13 protein-coding genes are annotated in these 13,059 nt (G+C 65.8%); 3 read left to right on the forward strand and 10 right to left on the reverse strand.

Annotation, left to right across the window (positions count from 1 at the left end; translation table 11 throughout):
* The first annotated feature begins 39 nt into the window (after positions 1 to 39).
* The gene (locus BJP08_RS11735) at positions 40 to 180 is read left to right on the forward strand and encodes a hypothetical protein (protein WP_177221755.1); all 141 of its coding nucleotides are present in this window, start codon (positions 40 to 42) and stop codon (positions 178 to 180) included.
* A 142-nt stretch (positions 181 to 322) separates the two neighbouring features.
* Here the strand turns inward: BJP08_RS11735 and BJP08_RS10470 are convergent, their stop codons facing one another.
* Both BJP08_RS10470 and BJP08_RS11740 read right to left on the reverse strand, forming a co-directional pair.
* A complete protein-coding gene (locus BJP08_RS10470; RefSeq protein WP_071569488.1) occupies positions 323 to 1,027 on the reverse strand; it encodes a DedA family protein in 705 nt (234 codons plus the stop codon).
* A gap of 19 nt (positions 1,028 to 1,046) precedes the next feature.
* A complete protein-coding gene (locus tag BJP08_RS11740; protein ID WP_177221756.1) occupies positions 1,047 to 1,331 on the reverse strand; it encodes a hypothetical protein in 285 nt (94 codons plus the stop codon).
* Positions 1,332 to 1,354: 23 nt separating this feature from the next.
* Between BJP08_RS11740 and BJP08_RS10475 the strand changes: the two genes are divergently transcribed.
* A complete protein-coding gene (locus tag BJP08_RS10475; protein WP_071569489.1) occupies positions 1,355 to 2,674 on the forward strand; it encodes an MFS transporter in 1,320 nt (439 codons plus the stop codon).
* 206 nt (positions 2,675 to 2,880) lie between these two features.
* On the opposite strand, the gene BJP08_RS10480 is transcribed toward BJP08_RS10475, so the two are convergent.
* From BJP08_RS10480 to BJP08_RS10500, 5 genes are read right to left on the reverse strand one after another with little or no spacing between them, the layout of a single operon-like run.
* Positions 2,881 to 3,060, reverse strand: coding sequence for a hypothetical protein (locus BJP08_RS10480; protein WP_071569490.1), 180 nt, complete (start codon positions 3,058 to 3,060; stop codon positions 2,881 to 2,883).
* A gap of 26 nt (positions 3,061 to 3,086) precedes the next feature.
* Positions 3,087 to 3,863 (reverse strand): ABC transporter ATP-binding protein, encoded by a 777-nt coding sequence (locus tag BJP08_RS10485; protein ID WP_143110108.1) that lies wholly within the window; start codon positions 3,861 to 3,863, stop codon positions 3,087 to 3,089.
* A 35-nt stretch (positions 3,864 to 3,898) separates the two neighbouring features.
* Complete coding sequence (locus tag BJP08_RS10490; protein ID WP_177221760.1) at positions 3,899 to 4,927, reverse strand: iron chelate uptake ABC transporter family permease subunit; 1,029 nt, start codon at positions 4,925 to 4,927, stop codon at positions 3,899 to 3,901.
* A gap of 28 nt (positions 4,928 to 4,955) precedes the next feature.
* Positions 4,956 to 5,999, reverse strand: a complete 1,044-nt coding sequence (locus BJP08_RS10495; RefSeq protein ID WP_083428522.1) for an iron ABC transporter permease — start codon at positions 5,997 to 5,999, stop codon at positions 4,956 to 4,958.
* A 59-nt stretch (positions 6,000 to 6,058) separates the two neighbouring features.
* Positions 6,059 to 7,003, reverse strand: a complete 945-nt coding sequence (locus BJP08_RS10500; RefSeq protein ID WP_071569493.1) for an ABC transporter substrate-binding protein — start codon at positions 7,001 to 7,003, stop codon at positions 6,059 to 6,061.
* Between the two features lie 135 nt (positions 7,004 to 7,138).
* On the opposite strand from BJP08_RS10500, the gene BJP08_RS10505 reads away from it, so the two are divergent.
* Entirely contained in the window at positions 7,139 to 7,930 is a 792-nt protein-coding gene (locus BJP08_RS10505; protein WP_071569494.1) for a siderophore-interacting protein, read from the forward strand.
* Between the two features lie 73 nt (positions 7,931 to 8,003).
* On the opposite strand, the gene BJP08_RS10510 is transcribed toward BJP08_RS10505, so the two are convergent.
* Genes BJP08_RS10510 through BJP08_RS10520 form a run of 3 tightly spaced genes read right to left on the reverse strand, consistent with a single transcriptional unit; the run spans position 8,004 to position 13,059 of the window.
* Positions 8,004 to 9,401, reverse strand: a complete 1,398-nt coding sequence (locus tag BJP08_RS10510) for a protoporphyrinogen oxidase (RefSeq protein WP_071569495.1) — start codon at positions 9,399 to 9,401, stop codon at positions 8,004 to 8,006.
* A 25-nt stretch (positions 9,402 to 9,426) separates the two neighbouring features.
* The gene (gene hemE, locus BJP08_RS10515; RefSeq protein ID WP_083428523.1) at positions 9,427 to 10,473 is read right to left on the reverse strand and encodes a uroporphyrinogen decarboxylase; all 1,047 of its coding nucleotides are present in this window, start codon (positions 10,471 to 10,473) and stop codon (positions 9,427 to 9,429) included.
* A 27-nt stretch (positions 10,474 to 10,500) separates the two neighbouring features.
* Positions 10,501 to 13,059, reverse strand: coding sequence for a cation-translocating P-type ATPase (locus BJP08_RS10520; protein ID WP_071569497.1), 2,559 nt, complete (start codon positions 13,057 to 13,059; stop codon positions 10,501 to 10,503).

A 13,059-nucleotide genomic window follows, 5' to 3' on the forward strand; every position in this document is an offset into this window, starting at 1 on the left:
TAGGCGATATGAAGATTGCATTTTTTAGGCCTCTGCCGTATGTGTACCGAATTAGCGCTCAAGCTTATCAGTGACCACGACCTCACGGTCTGGAACCGCACCGCGGTTGCCTCCCTCCAGGAGCAGCAGAAGAAGGGCCACGGGGATGAGGACTTCTCCTCAGTGGTGGTGTACCGCTAATTTTGGGGTGCGCCTAGGGAAACGCGACGCCGAGTGACAAATCACGCAGCCAGGAAAAGATAGCCCATTTCTGACCTGCGACTATGAATGTCTGTATCAAATCCAAGTGCGTCTTTTGTCACTGCTCGGCCAGGCAGCGCACCTACGCCTTCTTCGATTGCCTCCTAAACGCGCCGAACATGATCACCACGATCAGCCCGATGGCGATCCAGTTGGCCACCTTCGCGTACTGCTCCAGCACGTACACCACGGGCTCGCCGATCCACCAACCGAGGGCGAAATAGCCCAGTGACCACAGGGTTTTGGAGATGAAGTCCAGCACCATGAACTTCCACAGCGGCATGCCGGTCATGCCCATCAGCACGAAGACGACGAAGGCGATGGGAAGCGGGATCGGCACGTAGGCGAGGAAGATGCCCAGCCAGCCGAGTTTCAGGGCCCACGTTTCCACGCGCGCAATGTTGCGGGCGCTGCGTTTGGAGTTCTGCGCCTGCACGTCCAGGATGCCACGCCCCCACAGTTTGCCGGCCCACCAGTAGATCCAGTCAAACTTGATGGCCATCAGCGTGCCGATGAGCAGGTAGCCCAGCCAGTGCTGCACCTCGCCAACAGCCGCGAGCGCGCCTGTCGACGCCGCGCCGATCCGCGAACCGGTAATCGCCAGCATGATGGGCGGGTGCAGGCCGAGTAGCCAGGCGCGAAGCGGGATCATGGCGAGGCCGAAGATGCCTACGAAGCCGAACCAGCCGAGGCACCAGTAGTCGGCCTTGGTTGGTTTGCTGTTCCAGGGCATGCCTGGTTGTTCCCACCATTCTGGTTCGGGTGTGGTGTGCTCCTCGCTTTGCATAAGCAGAGAGTGTACCTACCTAAAACATATTGAGAATTCCTGGGTTGGTGGCTACCACGATTCCGATGAGTGCCAGCAACCCGAGCACCACGCCGGCGATGATGCCGCCGGTGGAGGAGTCGTCCTTTTCAGTGTCGGTCAGATTGGCGCAGCCGGCTTTGACGGGTTGGTTGCGCCTCCTCCGCCATGGCTTGCGGGGCCACCAACATGGTCGCTGAGCAGGTAGTAACGAGCATGAGTCCGAGCTGCTTCTTGATACCGGCAGACTACCAGGTATTTTGATCGAATTTCCCACAATATCCACAGGCTTGGTCTAAGGTTTTTCCCATGAAAACACCATTGACGCGCACCCAGCGCCTCGACAGGCTGCCGGTCACCCCGAAGCACAAGAAGCTCCTCGTCGGATCGGGGGTGGGGTGGGCGCTGGACGCGATGGATGTGGGGCTGGTCTCCTTCGTCATCGCGGCGCTGGCGGTGCACTGGGACCTGGAGAAAACCACCACGAGCTGGATCGCGTCCGTGGGGTTCATCGGGATGGCGGTCGGCGCCTCCCTCGGCGGCCTGCTCGCGGACAAGCTGGGGCGCCGACAGGTCTTCGCCCTCACGCTCCTCGTCTACGGCGTGGCGACGGGGGCCTCGGCGCTCGCCGGGTCGGTTACCGTCCTGCTCATCTTCCGCTTCCTCACCGGCCTTGGCCTCGGCGCGGAGCTGCCCGTCGCGTCCACGCTGGTGAGCGAGTTCGCGCCGCTGAAGGTGCGCGGGCGGATGGTGGTCTGGCTCGAGGCGTTTTGGGCGGCGGGCTGGATTCTGGCGGCGGTCATCGGCACGTTCGTCGTCGCCGAGGGTGAAAACGGTTGGCGCTGGGGGCTCGCGCTCGGCGCAGTGCCCGCGCTCTATGCGCTGTATGTGCGCATGCAGCTGCCCGAATCGGTCCGCTTCCTGGAGTCGCGCGGCCGCGACGAGGAGGCAGAGGCAGTGGTCCGCAGCTTTGAGGAACAAGTCCCACCCGAACTGCTTGTCGACGCCCCCATCGCCACCACCGCCGATCCCGATGCAAGTTCCAGCCATCACATCTGGGGCCCCGAACTGCGCGCCCGCACCGCCGCCTTCTGGACAGTCTGGTTCTGCGTGTCCCTCGCCTACTACGGCGCGTTCACCTGGATCCCTTCCCTGCTTGTGGACCAAGGCTTCAGCCTCGTGCGCTCCTTCAGCTTCACGCTGATCATCACGCTGGCCCAGCTGCCCGGGTACGCTCTGGCAGGCTGGCTCATCGAGGTCTGGGGGCGCCGCACCACCCTCGCCGTCTTCCTGGCCGGGTCGGCGGTGTCGGCGGGGCTCTACGGGTTCGCCACCGCGCCCTGGCAGATCATCGCCGCTGGCTGCCTGCTCTCCCTGTTCAACCTGGGCGCCTGGGGTGCCCTCTACGCCATCGGCCCTGAGCTCTACCCCACCCAGATCCGCGCCACCGGCACCGGCGCTGCAGCTGCCTTCGGCAGGGTCGGCTCGATCCTGGCGCCGCTGATCGTCCCGCCGGTTCTGGCCTTCGGTGGCCACGCCAGCGTGTTCGTGGTCTTCGCGGTGGCGTTCACCGTGGCAGCCGCGGCTGCGTTCGTCCTGCCTGAGCAGAAGGGCAAAACCCTGGATTAAACAGAATGCGCACCAGTGACGAAAGACGCACCTCTTGTTAGCTAGCCCTTTTTTGACCTGCGGTTATGCTGACCCCACTTTTTCGAGTTGCGTCTTTTGTCACTCGGACCAACTGGGGTGACACCAAATTCCTTTGCACAAGGGGCGCGACCTGGGGGAACGCGACGTCGACGTCCCAGATCAAGGAATTTGGTGCGCGCTTCCGCCTAGAGGAGGCCCTGCGCCGCCTCACGCGCGTTGCCGATCACGGCCGGGACCCCAACCCCGGCAACCCAGGCGCCGGTCACGCCAACACCGTCGACGTCAGCAAGTGTTTCCTGGACCTTGGCCACGGTGGGGAGGTGGGTGGCGTCGTAACGCGGAAGGCCGCCGAGCCAGCGCTGCACGAAGATCTCCTCTCCTGATGCACCAGCTACCCCACGGTGCCGCGCGGGACGATGACGGGGGCGACCCCCGCCGGGTCTTTCCACACCTCGGCCCGCAGCCCGTAGGCGCGGGCCAGCACGTCTGGGGTGAGCGCTTCCGTGGGACTGCCCTGCGCCAGGACGCGGCCGTCTTTGAGCACCACCATCTTGTCGGAGAACATCCCTGCCAACATGAGGTCATGCAGCACCATCACCACAGCCTTGCCTCGACGCGACTGCTCGCGCGCCAGGTCGAGCATCTCCATGGCGTGGGCAGGATCAAGGTACGTCGTCGGCTCATCGAGGAGCAGAAGCGGGGTGTCTTGCGCCAAGGTCATGGCTAACCACACCCGCTGGCGCTGGCCGCCACTGAGAGCGGCGATATCCCGGTCGAGCAGATCCGTGATGCCGGTAGCTCTGCAGGCACTTGCGATGGCTTCCCGGTCCGCAGAGGATTCTCCGCCCAGCCGCCCCTGGTGGGGGTGGCGGCCACGGGCGACGAGCTCCCCCACATACAGCCCATCCGGGGCAGTAGGCTGCTGCGGCAGCAGCGCGACACACCGGGCCGCCTCGCGCGGGGACAAGGTGTGGATGGGTGTGTTGTCAAACGTCACCGTTCCCTCGCGCGGGACGAGCAGCTTCGACATCGTCTTGAGCAACGTAGACTTCCCGCAGCCGTTCGGCCCGATCAGGGTGGTCACCTCCCCGGCGCGCGCCGTGAAACTCACACCGCGTACGACATCCTGCCCAGCGCCGTAGCCTGCACGGATTCCTTCCGCGACCATCGTTGGCATGTAACCTCCAGTGCTTAAGTTGACCATCAGCTGACCCTCGTCGTTGCGCGGAACACTAGCACCACTAGTGCGATGCCCCCGATCACAGCAGACACAGCTCCCACTGGCGCTGCGACTGGAAGCGCACCCGCAACTACGGCGCACAAAGACAGCAAAGCTGAGCCCGCGGCCGCAGACACCAGAGGATCGGGTGTGGGGGTGCGTGCCACAATCCGCCCGAGATGCGGGGCAATCAGTGCGACAAAACCGATTGGGCCGACAGCCGAAACCGTCACCGCAGATACCCCAGTCGCGGCGACGAGCAGCGCCGCGCGCCGCGCCCGGACGTTGACGCCGAGCGTCGCCGCCGACGCATCATCGTGCGCCAACAGCGGCAGGTCCCGCGCGCACCACGCGCCAAGTGCCACGAACGGAGCCAAACCTGCCAAGAGGGGAACCAAGGCGTCCGCGCGCACGAAGCCCGTTGAGCCCGCCAGCCACGTTTGCGCCTCCGCGGCCCGCAGCAGCTCCGCTTTGAGCAGCAGGTAGCTTACCGCGGCGTGAAACATCAGCGACAGCGCGAAGCCCATGAGTACGATCCGGGTACCGGAGCCCACCCCACCCAGCAGTACCAGCAGCACCATCACAGCGGCGGCACCGACCAGGGACAGTCCAGCGCGCCACCAGAACTCGGGGACTGCCTCCGCGAACGCAGGGCGGGCAGTGACTGTGCCCAGCACCACCGCGACCGATGCCCCCGAGGTCACCCCGAGAATATCCGGGGAGGCCAGGGGGTTGCGCGACATCGTCTGCGTCCACGCGCCGGCGGCACCAAGACCGGCGCCGACGATGAGGGTCGCCAATGCCACGGGGAGACGCAAGTCCCACACCACGGCGATCTCTCGTGCAGTGCCACCTCCCGTGAGCACTGTGACCACTTCGCTGGGGGTGAGCTTGACCGCACCCTGCCCCAACAGCACGACGTAGGCGCATGCGGCCACCACTGCGAAAATCGCGGTTGCCTCGGCGGCCGAGCGAACCCTGCTACACCGCTGCCTGCCCAGCCGGTCTTGAATCTGCGAAGCGGACGGTGTTTCTACCTGGTCACGCACCCGAACCAACTCCTTTCCGCCGCCCAGCGCCCCGATGCACTGCGGCGATGAGCACAGGCGCCCCGACGAGCGCAACCACGATGGACATTTCCAATTCGCCCGGGCGCGCCACGACACGACCGATGATGTCGGCGAGCAAAACGATGGTTCCGCCGAGCAACGCCGAGGGAGCGACCAAACGGGTGACCTGTGGGCCAAGGACGGGGCGCAGCAAGTGGGGGGCTGCGAAACCGACGAAGACGACAGGGCCAGCAGCCGCGGTAGCACTGCCTGCAAGCACCACTATCCCGAGCGCCGCGAGCGTGCGCGCCAGACGCGGGGACCCGCCCAGGGCCAGCGAGGTTTCCTCGCCCATAGACAAAAGGTCGAGAGGACGGGCGGCCAGGCCGGCGATCGCGATCCCTACAATGAGGCCGGCCAAGGCCAGAGCAGCGTCAGCGTAGCTGCGGCCAAACGTCGAACCGACGGTCCAATGACGCATCGCGTCGAGGACATCGGTGTCGTATAACCCGATGAGCATGGCCGCGGAGCGCAGCGACGTGTCCACGCCCACGCCAATGAGAATCAGAGTCAGCGGACTACTTGAGCGGCGCGCGATGACGGTGACGAGGAAGGCCGCTCCAGCCGCACCGAGAAAAGCCAGGGCAGCCCTGCCTCCGAGAGTGCCCGCGGCACCGAGGACCGTGCCTAGCGCCACCGCGAATGAGGCGCCGGCGGTGACACCGATGAAACCTGGGTCGGCGAGAGGATTACGTGTCCACGATTGGGCAAGCACCCCGGCAACTGCGAGAGCGGCCCCCACTGCATAGGCGAGCAGGGTACGCGGCACGCGCAGGTCCCACACAATGCTCTCGATCTCGGCATTGCCCGCGCCACCCAGTGCAGCCAGTAGCTCTCCGGGCGCTACCGAGCGGGAGCCGACGAAGAGCGACGCCGCCGCAGCGGCGAGGCTCGCGAAAACCAGGAAACCAAGCAGCCTGAATGCCACTGCCCGGCGTCGAGGCCGGGCAGTGGCAGGGATTGTTATCGCACTCATTTCGGATTCAGTGTGTGCATGAGTCAGTGGCCGTCCGATGCGTTCCACGGGTGGCGGGGCTAGGGAAGCTGCTCGGCGAATTTCTCGATGGCCCACGGAATGGTCACCGGGTTTGGCATGCTCATTGCGTTGCCGGCGTCAGTCTCCAGGTAGCGCACACGGCCGTCGCGGACCACATCCAGGTTCGCAAACGCGGGGGTGTTTTTCAGGGCGTCGACGGCGCCGTTGTAGTCGAGCACGAAGAGGTAGTCGACGTCGTTGAGCGCGGCATAGTTCTCGGGCGCGTAGTCCACGAAGAAGCTCGAGCCGTCGCCCTGCAAGTCCTCGGGGATGGTAAAGCCAAGGCTCTCGATGAACTGGCCACGGCCGTCGCCGGCGGTGTAGAGGCCAATCTTGCCCTCGTAAGGCATAACGATGGCGGCGCGCTTGCCCTCCAGCTCAGGATGGTCCGCTTTGAAGTCGGAAAAGGCTTTTTTGGTGTCCTCGATGAGTTTCTCGCCTTCCGGTGCCTTGTCCACCGCCGCAGCGATCGTTTCCACCTGCTTGTCCCACGGGATCTGCCAGTCTTCGTACCCTGAAGGCTTCAGGGTGGTCGGCGCGATATTTTCCAGTGAGTCCTGGGCCTGCACGTCCACGGCCTGGTTGACGGCGATGATCTGCGTCGGGTCAGTGGCGGCGACCTGCTCGAGAACGTCAGCGGTGAAGCCGCTGGCGGTGTTGTAGATGGTAGTGGGGCGGGCGTCGCCAAGCATCTCTTTTGCCCACGGTCCGACGCCGGAAGGGTCACCGTCGCCCTGCGCGCCCCAGGGGGCGATGGCGACGGGGGTGATGCCGAGCGCGAGAAGCGTATCTACGTCCCCGAGACCGAGGCTGGCCACCCTCATTTCCTGGTCTGCCTGCTTAGTCGGGGCCTCCCCTTCCCCACGAGAGCACCCGGTGAGTACGAGGCCGGCGGTGAGCGTGGCGGCGGCGAGTTTGATGATCCGTCGAGAGAAAATGGTCATGGGTAACATCGGTATCTTTGCAAATTGGGTGCCGAATGAGAGCACAAGGAAATAACTACGTTAAAGCTTTACGTATAGTAGGGTTTCCACTACATCTTACGCAAGCCTCACCTTATAAACTCTCGGTTGATGCCCATGTTCACGCATTTTCTGCACCCTGTCACCGTCGTCTCCAACACCAAACTCAAACCGCGTCTCCACCGACTTACGTTCACCAGCGATGCTTTCGCCGACTTCCCCCTCAGTGGCCCAGACGAGTATTTCGGCCTCGTCATGCCTCAAGACGGCCTACCCTTCACCCCCTTCAGCGTCGATGGGGTCAACGTCCGCGCCGCCGTCGCGGCAATGCCGGAGGAAACCCGCCCCGACCTGCGCTGGTACACCATCCGCAGCCTCGATCGCGACAAGCAGCTTATCGACGTCGACGTGGTCACCCACGGCGATTCTGGGCCGGGATCACGGTGGGTGCGTCGGGCCCGGCCAGGTGACACCGCAGGCATGTTCACGTGCCCCGCACTGTGGACGCCACCAACGGATTCGCAACTGCTTGTCGCCGATGCTTCCGCCCTTCCCGCGTTACGCCACATCCTGGCCTATCAGTGGACCAATGCGCCGGGAGCGCTCGCCGACACCCACGTCGTCGCCATCATCACGTCCTCCGATGAGGTGGAAGACGGGCTCGTCGACGAGTGGAGCGCGGCACTGGGCAGCCTCACCATCGTCGACACGGAAAAGACACGCGAAACCGAAGCGGCTCTCAACACCCTGCGCGAGCGCTTCTCCCCCGCCCCGCCGCGCTCGGTGTGGGTTTCGGGGGAAGGTGACCTGACCAAGGCTGTACGCGCGCTCGCTGTGAAGAGTTGGGGACTAGATGCCAGCGACGTGGTGTGGGTGCCTTTTTGGTTCCACGGCAAGGCCCGCCCCTAAAAATACGACGAACCCCCCGCTCAACCCGAGGTCCGGGTTGAGCGGGGGGTTCGTCAGCAGTGCGCGCTTCCGCCTAGAGGAGGCCCTGCGCGGCCTCACGCGCGTTGCCGATCACGGCCGGGACCCCAACCCCGGCAACCCAGGCGCCGGTCACGCCAACTCCGTCGACACCAGCAAGGGCCTCCTGGACCTTGGCCACGGTAGCGAGGTGGGTGGCGTCGTAACGCGGAAGGCCGCCGAGCCAGCGCTGCACGAAGATCTCCTCGACGCCGGTGGCGTGGCCGTCGAAACCGGTGATGGTCTGCAGATCGTCGAGGGCCCAGTCCACGAGGTCATCCTCGCTGGCGGTCAGGGCGATGTTGTCGCCGTAGCGGCCGAAGCTGGCGCGCACCAGCGCACCGCCGCGCTCCGCGAGGTGCGGCCACTTCCGCGACGAAAGCGTAAACGCCTTGGCGTGCACGTCCTTCGCATCCGTGCTGACAAGCACGCCGGAGTTCTCCGGCAGGCCCTCGTCGGTGGCGAAGCGCAGGCCCACCACGGCGGAGTTCGCCAGTTCGACGGCGCGGAGCGCCTCGGAGGCCTCGGGGGCAATGTCGCGAAGCAACAGCGCGGTCGTCGGCGCCGGGGTGGCCAACAGCACGCGGTCGTAGACGGTGTCCTCGCCCCCCTTGAGGCGGAACCCTTCGCCCTCGCGGCTGATGGACGGGATGAAGGCGTCGACGTAGATGTTGGCGCCGGACTGCTCGGCGAGCGCCTCGTAAAGCTCCTGGTAGCCCTCGCGGAAGGACGCGAAAATGGGCGCCGGCTTCGAGGGCTTCGAGGAACCAGCGGCCGCCATGGCCTTCTTCCGGGCCGCCTCCAAGTTGGCGACCGCGGTGGACAAGTGCACGGGGCCGTCGGCGGCCAGGCGGTCGAACTCGGCGGCGAGCTGCGGCACTGTGGCACGAATGCCCAGGTCGTCGGCGGTGCAGGAGTACACCCCGCCAAGCAGGGAGGAGACGATGTTGTTCACGACGTCGTCGCCGTAGCGCTCGCGGACCAGGGCGCCGACGCTCATGTCGCCGCCGATGGTCCACTCGAAGCCCTCGCGCCCCGCCTCGGTGTCGATGCGGCGCGCGGTTTCCTCGCTGACCAAGTGCGCGACCGGCTCAGAGGTGGAAGGGATCCCCATCATGCCGCCTGCCGGCATGGCGCGGGTCTCTCCGTCGACGTACAGCAGGGAGCGCATCCCCGACGGGGAAACCAGCGAGTCCTGCAGTCCCAGCTCCTCGACGAGCTGCTTCGCTTCCGAGCGGCGCGCGATGAAGGCCTCTGCCCCCATGTCGGTGGGGCCGCCGTCGAACGCAACGGTGTACAGCTTGCCGCCGATGCGGTCGTTGCCTTCGTAGACGTCGACGGTGTGGCCGGAGTTGCGTAGCTCAAACGCTGCGGTCAGCCCGGCGAGCCCTGCACCGACAATGGCGATATTCAATGGGGATCTCCTTACTTTATGGAATTTATGCTTCGTGAATCATTGCGACGGCGTCGGTGATGGCGCCGGCGTCGGTGGTCGGCAAGACGCCGTGTCCGAGGTTGAAGATGTGGCCGGTGGCGGTGCCGGCGTCGATAGCTCGGGCGGCCTCAGCCTTGATGCGGCTCACTTCCTCCTGCACCACGGCGGGGCCGGCGAAGAGCATCGCCGGGTCGAGGTTGCCCTGCAGCACGCGCGGGGACGCAAAGCGCGTGGCGGCGACGTCGAGCGGCACGCGCCAATCGACGCCCATCACCTCAGAACCGGCCTCCGACATCGCGCCGAGCAGCTCACCCGTGGCCACGCCGAAGTGGATGCGCGGGATGACCCCCTCGACCTCCTTCAGGATCTCGATGGAGTACGGCAAGACGTGCTCGCGGTAGTCAGCCTCGGTGAGGAAGCCAGCCCAGGAGTCGAAGAGCTGCATGGCGTCGATGCCGGCGTCGACCTGCGTGCGCAGGAACGCGCTGATGGTCGGCACGAGGCGGCGCATCAGGGCGTGCCACGTGTCCGGGTCGCCGTGCATCATGGCCTTCGTCTTCTCGTGGTTCTTACTCGGCCCGCCCTCGATGAGGTAGCTGGCCAGCGTAAACGGCGCGCCGACAAAGCCGATCAGGGCCTGGGTGTCGGTGAGCTCATCAAGAATGATCTCGATGCCCTTGGCGACTTCCTCAACGTTGTGGTCCAGCACCGGTAAATTATCGACGTCCCCTCGCGTCGTAATCGCCTTCTCCATCACAGGGCCGCGCCCCGGCACGATTTCAACGCCGATGCCCGCCGCCTTCAGCGGCACAACGATGTCGGAAAAGAGGATCGCCGCGTCCATGTCGTGGCGGCGCACAGGCTGCATCGTGATCTCGGCGAGGAGTTCCGGCATGAAGCAGGAGTCCAGCATGGAGATGCCTTCACGGACTTTGCGGTATTCCGGCAGCGAGCGCCCGGCCTGGCGCATGAACCACACCGGGGTGCGGGAGGGCGTGCGGCCGTTGGCGGCCTCAATGAGTGGGGCAGAAGAAAGGTCGCGTCTGGTCATAGTCTCCCACACTACCGCCGTTGCGGTTTAGGTGGGAAAATGATTTGCCCGCGAGGAGTGCGCCTCAATCACGAGCGAGCTGCCCAGCATGAGCAGCGTGGCCCCCACCGGTGGCAGCACGCCGATCGCGGCGAGCACGACCGCGGTGGAGTTATACGCCCAGGCGAAGATCATGTTGTAGTCGATGATGTGGCACACGCGGCGCGCGTGCGCGATGAGCTGCGGGACGGCGGAGACGTCATCGCGGATCAGCACGGCGTTGCATGCGCGGGCGATGGTGGAGGACTGGGCGTCGATAAGGTCGTCGGTGGCGTAGAGCACGCCGACGTCCGCAACCTTGATCGTGGGCAACGCGGTGGCGTCGCCGACCATGGCCACCGTGGCCCCCTTCGTGTGGATCGCGCGTACCGCCCCCGGCTTGTCCGGCGCGGTGATGCCGGCGAGCACGTTGGACATGCCCAAGAAGTCCGCGAAGCGGCGTGCCACCGGGTAGGTATCTCGGGTGAGCATCACCGTCTCGACGCCCATCTGTTCCAGTCGGTCAATGGCCTCGCGGGCGTCGTCCTTCGCGGGGTCGTAGAGGGTGATCACGCCGCGGTCCTTGCCACGCCACCGCACCACCACGGGGGTACCGCCGGCGGTAGCGGCCATCGCGAGGCGGCCGTGCAGCTGGGACAGGTTCGTGGGGCGCCATAGGCAGGCGTCGAAGGACTCGGTGCGGTCCTCGTCCTCGTCGCCGTACGTCAAGGTGAGGCGGCCGCGGAACTCGCCGCCGGGGGTGATTTCCTCATTTGTCATCTCGATCCACGACGGCACGTCGGCGCTCTTCGTGCGTCCGTCGCGCGCCTCACGCGCAGCCTTCACCATCGCGCGTGCCGACGGGTGGTTGGACTCCACCGACAACGCCCCCGCCACACGCAGCACCATCTCCGGGCTTTCGCCGCGCTCGGCGGTAACGGTCTCCACCGTCATCTGCGGTTTGACCAGGGTGCCGACGCGGTTGAACACGGCCGTGTCCGTCGAATCCAACGCGCGGAACGTTTCACCGTCGCGGATCAGGATGCCGTTGCGCACCGCCGACTCAATGCCGAGGCGGATCGCCAGCGACGGCGAAATCGCCAGCGCCACCGGCGCCACCACCACCAGGATGGCCAACGCCGTAGAGAATCCCGCGTTGTAGTTGCCAGTCAGCAGCACCCATAGCCCGAAGTCCAGTACGGCCAGCGCGTACGCTGCTGGGATGAGCAGGCCCGCCGCGCGCGTGGACATCAGTGTGGCCTCGTTCTGGTGCCGCAGCACCGCGTCCACCCAACGCTCCACCGCGCCCAGGCGGGTGGTGTGGCCGACGCGCTCCACGCGCATCTTAATCTTGCCGCTCCGCAGCACCGACCCGGCGCGCACCGTTGAGCCGACTTTCACTTCGGAGGGCTCGCGGGCGTCGATAATCTGCGGGTTCAACACGCCCGAGCCGCCGACGACCTCGCCGTCAGCCGGGATGATGTCGCCGGCGTTGACGTAGACGTCATCGCCCTTGTTCAGCTCGACTGCCGGGAAATCATCCTCCGTCACGTTGCCCGCCCGCGAGCGGCGCACCACCGTGTACACCGCGTCAGGATCAGGGTTGCGGGCTTGCAGGTCCTCCATGAGCCGGGGGCGGGCGCGCATGGTGAAGTAGCGGCCCACCAGCAGCAACGTGGTCACGGCGCAGGAGACCTCGAAGAAGATCTCAACGTCGTGGCTCATCTTGTGCGGCACCCAGCCACTACTGGTAGTCCAGCCGATCTGCCCCGCGGACGTCAGCACCACCGCGACTACCGACCACAACCAGGCGGCCAAAATCGCGATCGAACTCGCGCCGTCCAGCGCGGAGATCCCGCGGCGCACACCACCAAGCATCGCGCGGTGGAACGGGAACGCGCACCACAGCACCACCGGGGTGGACAGCGCTAATGAGCACCACTGCCAACCGGGGAACTGCAACTGGGGAATGTACGCCATCAGGATCACCGGGATGCTCAGCACGAGGGCGACCCACATGCGAAGCGGCGTCACCAAGTCGCGGGCGGTAAACAGCACGTCCTGGCCGCGCATCATGCCGCGGCGCCGACGGGCAGTGCGCACGAACCCGCTCGCACGCGCCGAACGCAGCGAGCGCTGCTCGTGCTCCTTCAACCGCCGCATCCGGCCGGACATGCCACGTGTGCCACGCCGCGGCGGCGTGTGATCCACCACCGAATGCCCCTGGGCTCGGCGGCGCAGCGTCGAATCGGTCAGCTGCACCTCCACCCCGAACCGCTGCATCACCTCGGCGATCGTGTGGGGCGCCGTGGTATCCGGCGCGGTCACCCACGCCATCTTCGTCGGGTACACCAGGCGCGCCTGCACGCCCGGCAGCTCTTCGAGGGCTTCCTCGATGTCGCGCAACTGTGCGCCATCCTCCAGCCCCTCGAGCTCGAACGCGTAGGAAGCGTGGGGGCGCAGCGGATTGCCGTTGCTGTCCTCGGAGTGGCTCGAATCCGGGTCGAAGCCGGCGTCCTTGGCCGCGAGGCGGGCGTCGTCAATTGAGCGCGTCACATTATCAGCCAT

Source organism: Corynebacterium sp. NML140438, from assembly GCF_001875725.1.
GTDB lineage: Bacteria > Actinomycetota > Actinomycetes > Mycobacteriales > Mycobacteriaceae > Corynebacterium.

Excerpts from the sequence above, each read along its gene's own strand:
- BJP08_RS11735 (WP_177221755.1), top strand. The coding sequence starts at position 40 with ATGTGTACCGAATTAGCGCTCAAGCTTATCAGTGACCACGACCTCACG.
- BJP08_RS10470 (WP_071569488.1), bottom strand. The coding sequence starts at position 1,027 with ATGCAAAGCGAGGAGCACACCACACCCGAACCAGAATGGTGGGAACAA.
- BJP08_RS10475 (WP_071569489.1), top strand. The coding sequence starts at position 1,355 with ATGAAAACACCATTGACGCGCACCCAGCGCCTCGACAGGCTGCCGGTC.
- BJP08_RS10485 (WP_143110108.1), bottom strand. The coding sequence starts at position 3,863 with ATGGTCGCGGAAGGAATCCGTGCAGGCTACGGCGCTGGGCAGGATGTC.
- BJP08_RS10495 (WP_083428522.1), bottom strand. The coding sequence starts at position 5,999 with ATGAGTGCGATAACAATCCCTGCCACTGCCCGGCCTCGACGCCGGGCA.
- BJP08_RS10500 (WP_071569493.1), bottom strand. The coding sequence starts at position 7,003 with ATGACCATTTTCTCTCGACGGATCATCAAACTCGCCGCCGCCACGCTC.
- BJP08_RS10505 (WP_071569494.1), top strand. The coding sequence starts at position 7,139 with ATGTTCACGCATTTTCTGCACCCTGTCACCGTCGTCTCCAACACCAAA.
- hemE (WP_083428523.1), bottom strand. The coding sequence starts at position 10,473 with ATGACCAGACGCGACCTTTCTTCTGCCCCACTCATTGAGGCCGCCAAC.
- BJP08_RS10520 (WP_071569497.1), bottom strand. The coding sequence starts at position 13,059 with ATGGCTGATAATGTGACGCGCTCAATTGACGACGCCCGCCTCGCGGCC.